Below are 13387 nucleotides of genomic sequence, written 5' to 3'. Positions count from 1 at the left end.
TATAATTACTGGCTCTACTCTATACCAGTATACCATGTTATGATGTGAAAAAATGGAGATAAAGGAGTACACAATGAAAACAATTGGACTAATTGGCGGGTTAAGCTGGGAATCAACAGCTGATTATTATCGCTATATAAATACATTCGTAAAAGAACAAATGGGTGGATTACACTCTGCTAAATCGCTTCTATATTCCTTTGACTTTGAAGAAATTGTTGCTCTGCAAAAAGCTGGACATTGGAATGAGGCCACTGTATTAATGATAAATGCCGCGAAAACATTGGAAGCAGGCGGTGCTGATATCGTAATTATCTGTACCAATACTATGCATAAAATGGCAAAAGAAGTACAAGCAGCTATCAATATTCCTCTGCTGCATATCGCAGATGTTACTGGAAATGAAATAAAAAAAACTGCCTTAAAAAAGGTCGGCTTATTAGGAACGATGTTTACAATGGAGCAGTCTTTTTATAAAGACGCACTTTTTCAGCAAGAAATTGAAACCATTATTCCTGACAAAGAGGATAGAGAAGCAGTTCATCAAATTATATTTGATGAACTATGCAAAGGGATAATTCTCCCAGAATCAAAGGCTATCTATTTGCGTATTATAGAGAAACTTCAAGCTCAAGGCGCTGAAGGGATAATCTTAGGATGTACCGAGATTCCCTTACTTATAAAACAAGAAGACAGTTCTATTCCATTATTTGATACAACTTTTTTACATGCTAAAGCAGCCGTTTCCTATGCACTCGGTCAAAACTTTGTTTTAAAGTAAAAAACTTTCTTTTCCTTAGCATAGGCAAACAATCTATATCGTTACTATCGAACTAGGGTACATTTATCCTAGTTTTTTTTACTTTTTTTCAAAACTACTGTAAAACAAGCTTAACTTTTTTCCGTGATAATAAAGCGAGTCTAAATAATGGAGGGGAAAAATTTGAACTTAAAATCATGGAAAAAAAAGCTGCTGCCTATCGCTGTAATCTCTTCTTTAACTGTTGCTGGATTAGCAACTGTACTAACAGGAACAGATGCAGAAGCAAAAAACAAGGGAAACAATAACGGAAAACCGAAAAATGTTATCTTTCTGATAGGAGATGGAATGGGTGTTTCATACACTTCCGCCTATCGCTATTTAAAAGATAATCCGAAAACAAAAACGGCAGAAAGTACATATTTTGATCCTTATTTAGTAGGACAGCAAATGACATACCCAGAAGATCCCGAACAAAATGTCACAGACTCTGCATCAGCCGCGACCGCAATGTCTGCTGGTATTAAAACATACAATAATGCTATTGCTGTAGACAATGACCATTCGGAAGTAAAAACCGTCTTAGAAGCTGCAAAAGAAAAAGGCAAATCCACAGGTCTTGTTGCCACTTCTGAAATTACCCATGCAACCCCAGCATCTTTTGGGTCACATGATATCAATCGTAAAAACATGAATGCTATTGCAGATGATTATTTTGATGAGATGATAAATGGTAAGCATAAAGTGGATGTTCTCTTAGGTGGAGGAACAGACCTTTTCGTTCGTCAAGATCGAGACTTAACGAAGGACTTTAAGAAGGCTGGCTACAATTATGTAAAGAATCGTAAAGATTTACTGAAGAATAAAGATACACAATTACTCGGTCTATTTGCGGAGGCAGGAATGCCGAAAATGATAGATAGAGACAAGGATACACCTTCATTAGAGGAAATGACAAAAACTGCGATCAATAGTTTAAATAAAAATAAAAAAGGATTTTTCCTTATGGTGGAAGGTAGTCAAATTGACTGGGCGGGCCATGATAATGACATTGTCGCTGCAATGAGTGAGATGGAGGATTTTGAAAAGGCATATAAAGCAGCAATTGACTTTGCTAAAAAGGATAAAAATACTTTAGTTGTTGCTACAGCAGACCATTCAACTGGCGGATTCTCTATTGCAGCGAATGGGGATTATAACTGGTATGGCGAGCCAATCAAAGCAGCAAAGAAAACACCTGATTTTATGGCAGAATTAATTGTAAATGGCGCGAATGTAGAGTCGACCTTAAAGGATAATATTCAGTTATCATTAACTTCAGAGGAAATTCAGGCCGTTCAAAAAGCTGCTGATACAAAGGATCTCACTAGTATCGACAATGCTATTGAAGATATCTTCAATAAACGTACCAATACAGGCTGGACAACTGGAGGACATACAGGTGAAGACGTTCCTGTCTATGCCTACGGACCATCTAGCAACCTTTTTGCAGGGCAAAAGGATAATACAGATCATGCAAAAATTATCTTCAACCTACTAAACACAAAAATAAAAATAACGGATAAATAGAAAAGCACAGGGTACCTGTTTTGGAGCGTGGGGGCTGGAGCGACATTTCCCGAGATATAGGAAACACGGAGAACGTTAGTGAACCGATGTTGACTTATCGTAGGGACTTGGCGCGAAGCACCGCAGCTCCTAGGTATCCGGAGCTAGACAAATAGAAAAGCACAGGGACCTGTTTTGGAGCGTGGGGGCTGGAGCGACATTTCCCGAGATATAGGAAACACGGAGAACGTTAGTGAACCGATGTTGACTTATCGTAGGGACTTGGCGCGAAGCACCGCAGCTCCTAGGTACCCGGAGCTAGACAAATAGAAAAGCACAGGGTACCTGTTTTGGAGCGTGGGGGCTACAGCGCATTTCCCGTGGGGACTGCTGCCTTCTATAAACTTGTACTTTCTTTATTGTAATAAAAGAAGTGCTTCCCTCCAATTTAGAAGGGAAGCTTTTCCATTAGGAGGAACACCATTGAAACAAATTATGATCTATTTATTCATCTTCCTTTTATTAGCAGGCTGTAGCAGTAAGGAGACAAACACCAGTACAAATAAGCATAATTTAAAGAAAGAAGCAATGAGCACGGAGACTGATGATATAAGAACTGTATCAACAGACATTTATGCTCCCAATCCGCAAGTAATTGATGATGCCACTTTACTAACTGCTGGTGACTTTTACCGTGATAGAAAAGGAGAAGCTACATTAAAAGCCATTATGAAAGAAGCAAAAAACGTTCAGGTTGATTCCATAAGGCTAACTATAAAAGACGTCAAACTTATCGATTATCGACCCGCATATAGTTTAATAGACTTTTATCATACTTATACACATGATGAACAATTCACCTTCATCAAGTTTTTTGTGGAAATAGAAAATCTCTCGGATGAAAGAAAGAAATTCTCTCCAGTTGCTTTCATTCAAACAAATAAGGATGAAATGATTACTTGGGAAAAGGATATCTACTTAGAAGAGCTTAATGGAGTATTAAAACCAGGAGAACGAAAAAAAGGGAATATAGGTTTTATTGTAAAAGATTCTGCCATTAATAAAGTCCAGTTAACTACTAGTGATGCCTATACTGAACAAGACAAAATATTAGGAGAAGCAAAAACGATTGATTTTCACTTTAAATAATATGTACATTCTTTACTAATTCTAAATCGATGAAAGAGATCAAGTACGTCAGGTAAACCTTTTTACGGCGAGCTGGAATTTGCGTAAGCCAGCTAGGTAATCCTGGCGTAAAATTTCCTCTACCAATATACATGAACGATAATGTTAAGACAAAAGTTGCTTGTCCCCTCGATAGGATAACCTGCATACAAGTCGACAATTTTGGGCAACAGCGATTAGCGGCACCATAAATACGGCACTCGTCCCTTCCATTGATTCATAATCTTACTACTTATTTTTCGAAATTACCATCTTGCTCAATTGCTTTAGAAAGCGTGGAAGCAATTGAAATATCTGCAAAGGATAATCCTAACTGTATTGCGGTTGTTGCTATTTCTGGGCGAATACCTGATAATGTCGTATTCACTCCAATTAAGCTTAAACCATGAATCAGTTGGAATATTTGATGGGCAACCATTGTATCAATAATAATTACACCAGATAAATCAATAAATAATCTGAATACTTTCTTCTCTGCACATTGCTTAATCGTATTTTCTAATATAAAAGCAGCACGTGCTGTATCAATATCTCCAACAAGAGGCAAGAGTGCACTTGTTTTGCTTAAAGAAATGACTGGTGAACTTAATTCATTAATCATTTCCTGTTGTGCTATAAGTTGCCTATTAGAATAATTATGATGTTCCTCGGTATATTTCAAGATAATTTTATCGAGAACCTTTACAACAGAATGGCTCCATTCCGTGACACGTTCCTGCTCAACATGATGTTTGACTGCATATTCTTCAATCAACTGAAAATATTGCTCCCTTGTTCGAATAAATTCACGAATAATAAAATGAATAGGTGTATCTAAATGCGCCTGATCGGTTGCAATTTGATATATCCATTCCTTAATGTCTTCGAGGAACTCTTCCCTATCTTTAATGAAGAGACCAGCAAGTCGAAGATGAAAATCATTATTTTGCTTTTTCATTGTCTCAATCGCATATGGATCAGTTGTTGCATACACACCTTTTGGATCATTTTTTGTCAAATCTTTATACCATTCTGCTGTTAATCTTTCTGTATTGTCGATGAAATATTGATAAACACCTTGATTATAGTGCAACTAATTCCTCACCCCTAATAAATGTTGATTATCGTTCAACTCTGAAATGGCGTACTCTAATTAAAAGTTTAATAAGAAAATAGAAATTAAGCATTGCTTTATATATTCAAACAACTGTTAAATGAATCGCATTTCCAGAGGGATCCCATGTATACCATTTACCCTCTTTTTCTTTCACTAATGCCCCTATCTGCACAATTCTATGTTTTATTTCTTCTAGTTTTTCGTGATCAGGTATTTTCAAATCAAAGTAAGCTAAACCAACATGATTCTTTTCTGGAGCAGGAGCCCCTATCCCATTCCAAACATTTAAGCCGATATGATGGTGATATTGTGCTGTTGAAAGAAAGAATGCTTGGGAACCATATTTTTGAACAACATCAAACCCTAATCCCTTCACATAAAAATCGACTGTCTCCGTTAAATCCGCAACATGTAAGTGGATATGACCAAGGATAGTTTGCTCGGAAAGTCCTTTCCACTGGCGATTTCCGGCAGATGCAAGCACTCCTTTTGTATCCATATAAGCTGTATCCATCTTCACAAATCCATCTTCCCACTCCCACTCTGTCGCCTTTCTATCTCGATAGATTTCAATACCATTTCCATCTGGATCTGCTAGATAGATCGCTTCGCTAACATAATGATCAGAAGCTCCTTGTAGTGGATAACCTGTTTCTAGCAAATGGTTCAATATTATCCCTAATTCTTCTCTTGATGGCACCAAGATAGCAAAATGATAGAGTCCTGTTGTTCGTACCATTTTAGGCTCCACTTCTTTTAATTCTTCTAAAAATAAAAAAGGTACCCCTTTTCCCGCACGTAAAGATGCCGTCATTTTATCTTGACTCACAACTGAAAAACCAATTATTTTCGTATAAAACAAAAGAGACTTTTCTAGATTAGATACTTTTAAAGTTATTGATTTTGCATAAATAGTTGACTCGTTATGAAATGTCATTCTTTTTCCTCCTTCAATAAGTTACTTTATGTAAGTAATTTTATTTTAATAAATAACAGTTGTAAAGTAATCAAGTTATGATTCATAATATTTTTACTTAAAATAATAATTATTGTATAATTATTACGAGGGGGGGATGTAAGATGAACCATTCAACGATTTGTCCACGGTTTGAAAAAGCAATGAGTATTTTAAGCCAACGCTGGACTGGTTTAATTATTTATCAGCTGTTAAACGGTCCTCAACGTTTCTGTTCTATAGAATCCTCCATTGGAATAAGCGGAAGACTTTTATCGGAGAGATTAAAGGATTTAGAGCAAGCAGATATTGTGGTACGAGAGGTATATCCTGAAACGCCGGTTAGAATTGAATATTCTCTAACAGAAAAAGGGCGCTCATTAGAACCAATTATGAAAGAAATCGAAAATTGGTCTCATTCGTGGCTAGAAGTATAACCATATAGAGATACCGGGACAAAAGTTTTCCGGTCGTGGATAACCCAAATAATTATAGAACAAAATAAAAGTGGAGTGGAGATAAAGACACTCCACTCCTACGATAAGGATAGACGCTCTAAACCTCTCAACAGCACGCCCTGGCGAACAGAGTGTCAGCAACGCAATAATGTAAATTTGTTGTTTCTCAGCCTTATTATTAGACAATCTAAATAAGCACTAATCCTCATCTTTAATGTCTAAATCCTCAGGAATCGGCTCACTTAATACTTCTTCTACAAACGTTTTATATTTTTCCACTTGCTTGAAATGCGTATTAAATTGCTCCTTGTTAATAAGATAATCCGTCCCATCATAAATGGCTCTGATCTGGTTTTGTAAAATCAAGTTTTTCACTTTTATTTCTGAAATCGACAGCAGTTCTGCGGTTTCTTGTACGGATAAATACATAAAAACACCTCTCTTCATCTATTTGCTATGCATCTTTACACTGACTCCATTTAAACTTAACTCTTTCTTTATACTCCCTTCATCAATAAACGGTATAGTTACCATATCGGCCCCATCAAAAGGAGGATAAATAAATGAGTTTCGTTCTAAACAGCTTATTTTTAGTAATGATCTTTTGTTGTTTCTCTTTCATATTTTATCAGTCTTTCTTCGCTAAAACTAGAAAGGCAAGTGCTCCCATTTCACCAACTATTAAATTAGAAAATGATTCCTGTAAATTAGAAAATACAGGAGTCTTCTCTAAAGATATTAAATTATCTGCAGAATAGTCACGTATATCAACCACAGATTTCACTTATCATTTCTATTCATCTCAAAGATCACACGAAAAGAAAAGGATCATCCTTTCTTTTAACATAAAAGCGGATGATCTTATTTTTCTAACTTCTATCCTGTTTTTTCTTCTGCAAACATATAAAGCCACTCTTCTAAAGCAAGGTTATTCATTGGTTTAGCATAGTAGTATCCTTGTATAATCGGCCATTTATTTATGGAAGATAAATATTCAATCTGTTCTTCTCTTTCTACTCCCTCTATTACAATGCTTAAATGCAAAGAACTTGCCAAGGCAATAATAGCTTTAATAATTTCTCCGTCTTTTTGCGATTCTGGAACCTCGTCAATAAAGGTTTTATCTATTTTCAATGTATTGACTGGAATTCTTTTTAAATAGGACAAGGAAGATACCCCAGTACCAAAATCGTCAAGAGCAACAGAAAAGCCTGCATTTCTATAGGCTTGTACGGATTGAATCGCTCCTTCCATATTACCAACGGCACTTGTTTCTGTAATCTCTAACTCGATTAATGACGGACTTAGCCTATATTTCTCCACATACGCTACTAAGTTTCTCATTAATCGTGGAGAAGTAACATAGGGACCAGGAATATTAAACGCTACAGGTAGTCTTCTATCTTGATTTTGCCATCTTGCCATTTGCTTGCAGATCTCTTCCATAATCCAGTCGGTAACTTCCCACATTTTTTCAGACGCTTCTAAGATAGGAATAAAAATCCCTGGAGAAAGCTCCCCATACTTAGGATGTTTCCATCTTAATAAAGCTTCCACTCCTGCTACTTCCTTTGAATGTAAAATTACTTTAGGTTGATAAACTAAGTATAATTGTTTTTTTATAAGGGCATCTTCTATCTCACTCACAAGGTGATTAGCAAATGTTCGTTTATGTTTATCTGAATCATACTTTATTATTTCATTTTCATAGCGAAGCGAATAATGGGCTAAAACTGCTACAGCATTTATATATATTTGTTTGGCAGAAACCTTTTTCTCATTAACAGACAATGCAATAGCTGTCTCTATCTTGATTATTTGATCATCAATTATTACAGGACTAGATATGATGGCTGTTAGCTGATTAAGTTCTAAAATTAAATTTTCTAGATCCTCATTTGTCCTACTTAAGAACGCAAAACGATTTCCTTCTATTCGGAACAATTCTATGTTATGGCCCACTAGCTTCCTACATAATTCGTCTATATAAATAATGATTTTATCACCAAAGCAGTAGCCATACTTACTATTCCATTTATTTATATTATGAATATGAAGAATTGCTATCCCACTTAAATAAGCAGCAGAATCTATCACTTTTTCAAACTGCCTGCGGTTTGGACGCTTCGTTAATGCATCAAAATGATTTAAACGATAGTCGACATAGCGATCCAGCAAGCTAGATAAAATAGAAAATAAAAAAAGAATAGCCATACCAATTGATACACCGAGAATGATTGATTTTATACTAAGATGATTTGTGTGGGAATGAATAAGATCTCTTTCTGAATCCACATAATACCTGACAGCATACATTCCAGTATAGTGCATACTTGATATCGTAATTCCCATCAAAAGGGAGGTAATACACTTCACAATAAAGTTACTCATATATGGCTGTAACTTTAGAAAAATAAATAAGGAAGCAAAAGAAGCAAGCATGGCAATAACAACAGATAAAGTAAAATAGCCAAAATGATAGGCATAATTAGCCTCTATAATCATTGCTTTCATTCCAATATAGTGCATAGCACTAATACCAATCCCCATACATATCCCAGCGAATACAATTAATCTACTAGAATTTCTAGCTTTACTTGATAGGAGGAAAGCCAAAAAAGCAGCTAGAATAGCTGGTACTATTGAAAGTATCGTTAATGGAATATTATATTTCATATTTACTGGGAGCATAGAGGCGCTCATTCCAATAAAATGCATCGACCAAATTCCAAATCCCATCGTAATAGACGCTAATCCTAACCAAATATATCGATGAAAAAAACTATTGTAAACAATCCGCTCATTCATGGAAAGCGCCGTATAAGATGCTAAACATGCGATTAAGATCGATAATAGAATAATAGGAATGGAATATTCCACTTGTAAATAAGTTACTGAATCAGCACTAGGCAACGTAAAAATAGTAATTTCCCCTCTAAAAATATTCTTATAAGCGATTTCTCCTGGTTATCTCTTTTCACTTTTGATTAACGCATGGTATATTCAAAACTTTTTACCTAAGACTTTCCGCTTGTATAAATTGAATATAAAGGAAAAATCCACTTTAGACAACCTTTCATTAATGGTATCATCTTCCAACTATTTAAAATAAATGAAAGCCTGTTAAATCTTTAAAGATTTAACAGGCAAGAAATAACGCCTAATAGAGAGATTGATAAATGATAAACGTATCCTTATCTGTCCTATTCCCGACTTTCACCTCTCCTTGCTGTTTGAATAATGCATGATTATCCATAAAAAATCGATATTCATCTGAGGGGAAATAGAGAATAATGTTGACCTTGCGACTACTTTCTTCCAGTGAGTATATGATATTACTAATAATTTTTTGAAAGATAGGCAAGGAAAAGGGATTAAAGAAATAGAAATAATTATCTTCTGGCTGTACCAAATAATCCTCTGCTCTTCCTAAATAAAAATGTATCTTTTCTTTCTTTTTCTTCCTGTTTTTTGCGTATCGTTCTAGATTATGAAGCGCTTGATGATAAAAATCTTCATTGATTTCAACTCCTTTTACAGTCGACTGAAATACATAATGAATATAAAAGTTTAAACGCCCTTTCCCACATCCAAAATCAACTATATGATCTGCTTCCCGAAGCGGAAATTCGCGAAATAATTGCTCCAAATGCTCATATGGAGTTGGTTCATATCGATGATAATGATAGGACTTATGGAATCCTACTTGTACTTCTTCTGTTCCAATATGTAATAATTTATCGTAGTTCAAAACATTCACCTTTCGTCTAGTTTCCTAATACCTAAAAAATCCGAAATATATATTTTCACTTTATCTTATTTCCATCTCACGATATTCATTTGGTGAAACACCTATGATTTTTTTAAATACTTTGCGAAAATATTTATCATCTTGGTATCCAATCATATTAGCAATATCATACACTTTCAAATTACTGCTCTTCAATAATTCTTGGGCTTTTTTCATTCGGATAGTAACTAAATACTCAGAAATATTGATATTATACTCTTGTTTGAATTTTCTTGAAATATATTCTCTACTGATGTAAAAGTGCTCCGATATTTCTTGAAGCTTAATCTCCCGATGAAAATTTGCTTTTATGTACTTTTCAATTTCGTGAATAACATTTTGCGTTCTTCGGGTATTCTGTCTTTTTACTCGGCGAAGAAACAATGATATTTCTTTTTTCTTCCTTGCTTTATATGCTTCCAACTGAAAAATCCCCTCTTTGTCCATAAATGAATAAATTCGCTCCTCTATATTGGAGGGAATTCTTATCGAAAGATTGAACTCCTTATACCATCTTGTACTTATCATTAAATATTCATGCTCCAAATGCAAAAGCTGGCTTAATGATAATGGTGGATTATTCGTTATATCTTTTTGAATCTGCCCAATAAGTGAGTGAAAAGCATGTATTTCTCCCGTTTGAATCGCCATTTTTATCGAACTAGAATAACCCATTAAGCTTTTTATCTCATGTTCTTTTTTCTCTATCATTATTTTTCCTTGTTGATTATCTAAAACATCTCGATTCATCATAATAGACTTAGCATGCTGATAAGAAAGATTCAACTGGTTAACCGAAGTAACTTCTAATCCCATTGATAAAGTACAAGAGATTCCTAATAACTTTAGGATAGTAGTATGTACCTCTCTCATGATGACAACCGCTTCCTCTTTCCTTCTTATAAGAAGGAGGACAATTTCTCCTTTTCCGGTTACATAATGAAAAGCAATTCCCTTATTATTGCTGCTAAGCTCCTCATTTATTACATTCAAGAGTGTAAAAAGAGTAAGATCCTTATCCCCGTTAAATTCTTCCACAATTCCATTACTTACCTGTAAAAGTCCGATTGTATAGACCTGTGCTTTGGTTAAAAGAAATTCCTCCAGGACATGTTTATCGAATAGATCATTATTTAACATCTGTGTCAATTGGTGATCACGGTATGCTGGCTTCATTTTATTAATAAGTTTTGTTCTATTAAGCTTCCTTTTTCTTTCCTCTTCCTCTTGTTTCCACTCATTCACTACCCTCCTTAGGGTATCATTCAGCATTTCAGGGTTAATAGGCTTCAATAAATAGTCTGAGCTTCCATAATGCATTGCTTTTCTCATGTAATGATAATCATCATAGCCCGTAACTACTATCGTCTTCCCATGAGCGTAATGCTCATCCATCCATTTTAAAAGCTGAGTACCGTCGACCTTTGGCATTTTCATATCAGAAAAAATAATTTCGGGATTTGCCGCTTCTATTATTTGAATAGCATCTTCTCCATTACTTGCTTCGTAAATGTCTGTAATTTCATTTCCTGACCAATCAGCAAGAAGCTTAATTCCTTCACGAACATGCCTTTCATCATCAACGATTAGTGCCTTCATCATCAATCACTCCTTCATATAAAAATATAGGAATACGAATCATTACGGTAAATTCTTTCTTTTCAATACTATCGATGACAAAGCTTGCTTGTCCCTCATAGTAAAGTTGCAAACGATCGTAAATATTAATTAATCCGATTGATTCTCTTTCTTTATTCTCCTTTCTACGTTCCTCATCATATAATTCTTCATGAATCATTTTAAGTCTTTCACTGCTTACTCCAATCCCATTATCCTGGACAATAATAACTAAATCACCATCCTCTGTATAAGCACGGATTGTGATTCCTGCATCCTCCATTTTTTGACTAAAACCATGTTTAAAGCAGTTTTCAATAATTGGCTGTAGCAGCATTTTCGGAACAGGAATTTCAAGCGTACTTTGTTCGATTGTTAATATTATATTCAAATCCTCCTCAAACCTCTGTTTTTGGAGACTCAGATAAGATTGTGTATGTTTTAATTCTTTCGTTAGCGGCACCACGTCCTCTCTCATATCCATACTGTATCGCATCATATCCGAGAGAGAAGTCAATAATGTATAAACAGGAACTGCATTCATTTTTAGAGCAAGTGTGCCAATGGACTGAAAACTATTGTATAGAAAATGGGGATTTATTTGTGACTGCAATACCTTTAATTGAGCTGACTTATTTTCAATTTGCAGCTTATATTCTTTGTCTATTAATCTATTGATTTGTAATACCATCGATTTGAAACGCCTACCAAGCATTCCGATTTCATCATATCCTCCCGCCTCAAAGTTTGCCACAAAAATCCCCTTCTCGACCTTTTTCATATTTTCCATTAAAACTTTAATTGGAGCAGTAATCTTAAAGGAAATAATCATTGTTATAACTAATACAATAACTAAAGCCACTAGGGCAATCATCGTATTCATAAATACTGTTGCCTTCGCCCCTTGATAGAGACTAGAGTAAGGGATACTTTTTACCATATACCAACTATTATCTTGCACAGCAATATTTTCATAAAAAATAACCCCTGAAAAATCTTTACTTTCCCACTTCATGTTATTTTGTTGGGGATTTGTTTGAACTTTATAAAACCATTTATCCTTTGTTTTTTTGCCGATTACAGCTTTATTGGAAGAGTAAATTACAGTTCCATTTTCATTTATAATGGAAATACCTTCCTTATCGTTATATAGTCTATTCACGATTCCATCTATTATGGAAAGATTTATATCAATAGACATAAATCCCAAAATATCATTAGATGGCACATTTCTAATCTTATTATGAAGGGATAGAACAGTTGATTTCTCAGAGTTAGGAATAATCGATAAGCCATTATAACTGTATATCGTATGTGGTGGTTCGATAAGCGAATAGTTTGTTTCACTTTCCTCTAATCTCCGATAATATGGATGAAAATAGATATTTTTATTTTCACCTCTCCCACTTATGCGTGAGTGATAGTTTGTAACAGAATCTCTCCCTTTATTAATATATAAATGCATTTGCTCTATTTCTGAACGAGAATTGTACACATATGCCAGCACTCGACGTACCTCTTCCATATTCTCCTTGTTATTTTCTCCCACTCCCTGTGTTAGTACATTCATGAAAGGAGTATAACGATATAATACGGTAGACATTAAAGCAATATCCTCTAAGTACGTACCTAACTCTTCCTTTCCCTTCTTCATTAACTCTGTATTGTATGCAACTGATTCCTTGTTAACATGATGGATTGTTTGAAAATAGGTAAGGACGATACTGCTTCCAAAGGGAAGAATAGTAGCAAGAAGCAAGAAAATCATTAATTTTTTTCGAATACCCCATTTCATTTTCGGTCGAGAAGCCTTAAATAAACTCCGTTTTTTTGATATACGTCTAAAGTGGATATTATTCTAATCTTTCTCTCCTCCTCTCCAAACCATTCCTTATAAAAAGAATACAAAAGGAGTGGTCAATATATTACACCTTCCTTGTCAATGTAAGCGGTTACCTCAAAAGGTATAACCATT

Annotated in this window: 12 protein-coding genes; 5 read left to right on the top strand and 7 right to left on the bottom strand. The window is 34.9% G+C overall.

The window, feature by feature from the left end; translation table 11 throughout:
• The first annotated feature begins 73 nt into the window (after positions 1–73).
• From NST77_RS24155 to NST77_RS24145, 3 genes are all read left to right on the top strand, one after another.
• Positions 74–781 (top strand): aspartate/glutamate racemase family protein, encoded by a 708-nt coding sequence (locus tag NST77_RS24155; protein ID WP_095333353.1) that lies wholly within the window; start codon positions 74–76, stop codon positions 779–781.
• Positions 782–943: 162 nt separating this feature from the next.
• Positions 944–2329, top strand: a complete 1386-nt coding sequence (locus NST77_RS24150; protein ID WP_275068565.1) for an alkaline phosphatase — start codon at positions 944–946, stop codon at positions 2327–2329.
• A 462-nt stretch (positions 2330–2791) separates the two neighbouring features.
• A complete protein-coding gene (locus NST77_RS24145; protein ID WP_095333358.1) occupies positions 2792–3457 on the top strand; it encodes a DUF4352 domain-containing protein in 666 nt (221 codons plus the stop codon).
• A 271-nt stretch (positions 3458–3728) separates the two neighbouring features.
• Here NST77_RS24145 and NST77_RS24140 read toward each other — a convergent pair whose 3' ends face one another.
• Positions 3729–4568, bottom strand: coding sequence for an STAS domain-containing protein (locus NST77_RS24140; RefSeq protein ID WP_341123684.1), 840 nt, complete (start codon positions 4566–4568; stop codon positions 3729–3731).
• Between the two features lie 106 nt (positions 4569–4674).
• The gene (locus NST77_RS24135; RefSeq protein ID WP_341123683.1) at positions 4675–5529 is read right to left on the bottom strand and encodes a VOC family protein; all 855 of its coding nucleotides are present in this window, start codon (positions 5527–5529) and stop codon (positions 4675–4677) included.
• A gap of 143 nt (positions 5530–5672) precedes the next feature.
• Here NST77_RS24135 and NST77_RS24130 point away from each other — a divergent pair, with 143 nt between their 5' ends.
• The gene (locus tag NST77_RS24130) at positions 5673–5984 is read left to right on the top strand and encodes a winged helix-turn-helix transcriptional regulator (protein ID WP_047941794.1); all 312 of its coding nucleotides are present in this window, start codon (positions 5673–5675) and stop codon (positions 5982–5984) included.
• 219 nt (positions 5985–6203) lie between these two features.
• Here NST77_RS24130 and NST77_RS24125 read toward each other — a convergent pair whose 3' ends face one another.
• Positions 6204–6434 carry an excisionase family DNA-binding protein gene (locus NST77_RS24125; protein ID WP_095333364.1) on the bottom strand — a complete coding sequence of 77 codons (231 nt, stop codon included), beginning with the start codon at positions 6432–6434 and terminating at the stop codon, positions 6204–6206.
• 134 nt (positions 6435–6568) lie between these two features.
• Between NST77_RS24125 and NST77_RS24120 the strand changes: the two genes are divergently transcribed.
• Entirely contained in the window at positions 6569–6763 is a 195-nt protein-coding gene (locus NST77_RS24120; protein ID WP_095333366.1) for a hypothetical protein, read from the top strand.
• A 118-nt stretch (positions 6764–6881) separates the two neighbouring features.
• On the opposite strand, the gene NST77_RS24115 is transcribed toward NST77_RS24120, so the two are convergent.
• The 4 genes from NST77_RS24115 to NST77_RS24100 all read right to left on the bottom strand — a co-directional run bounded on the left by NST77_RS24115 (position 6882) and on the right by NST77_RS24100 (position 13207).
• Positions 6882–8918: a bifunctional diguanylate cyclase/phosphodiesterase gene (locus NST77_RS24115; protein WP_341123682.1), complete on the bottom strand. Its 2037-nt coding sequence runs from the start codon at positions 8916–8918 to the stop codon at positions 6882–6884.
• Between the two features lie 247 nt (positions 8919–9165).
• The gene (locus tag NST77_RS24110; protein ID WP_095333371.1) at positions 9166–9765 is read right to left on the bottom strand and encodes a class I SAM-dependent methyltransferase; all 600 of its coding nucleotides are present in this window, start codon (positions 9763–9765) and stop codon (positions 9166–9168) included.
• A gap of 51 nt (positions 9766–9816) precedes the next feature.
• On the bottom strand, positions 9817–11394 hold the full coding sequence (locus tag NST77_RS24105) for a response regulator (protein ID WP_341123681.1): 1578 nt from the start codon (positions 11392–11394) through the stop codon (positions 9817–9819).
• Positions 11375–13207, bottom strand: a complete 1833-nt coding sequence (locus tag NST77_RS24100; protein WP_341123680.1) for a sensor histidine kinase — start codon at positions 13205–13207, stop codon at positions 11375–11377. Before NST77_RS24100 ends, NST77_RS24105 begins: the two co-directional genes overlap by 20 nt.
• Positions 13208–13387: the final 180 nt, after the last annotated feature.

The sequence above is a fragment of the Niallia sp. FSL W8-0177 genome (genome assembly GCF_038006285.1).
Taxonomy (GTDB): Bacteria; Bacillota; Bacilli; order Bacillales; family Cytobacillaceae; genus Niallia; species Niallia circulans_A.
The sequence above is the reverse complement of the archived record's forward strand: the minus strand, read 5'-3'. Positions and strand labels throughout refer to the sequence as shown.

Coding starts and splice junctions, on each gene's coding strand:
- NST77_RS24155 (WP_095333353.1), top strand. CDS start 74: ATGAAAACAATTGGACTAATTGGCGGGTTAAGCTGGGAATCAACAGCT.
- NST77_RS24135 (WP_341123683.1), bottom strand. CDS start 5,529: ATGACATTTCATAACGAGTCAACTATTTATGCAAAATCAATAACTTTA.
- NST77_RS24130 (WP_047941794.1), top strand. CDS start 5,673: ATGAACCATTCAACGATTTGTCCACGGTTTGAAAAAGCAATGAGTATT.
- NST77_RS24125 (WP_095333364.1), bottom strand. CDS start 6,434: ATGTATTTATCCGTACAAGAAACCGCAGAACTGCTGTCGATTTCAGAA.
- NST77_RS24120 (WP_095333366.1), top strand. CDS start 6,569: ATGAGTTTCGTTCTAAACAGCTTATTTTTAGTAATGATCTTTTGTTGT.
- NST77_RS24105 (WP_341123681.1), bottom strand. CDS start 11,394: ATGAAGGCACTAATCGTTGATGATGAAAGGCATGTTCGTGAAGGAATT.
- NST77_RS24100 (WP_341123680.1), bottom strand. CDS start 13,207: ATGAAATGGGGTATTCGAAAAAAATTAATGATTTTCTTGCTTCTTGCT.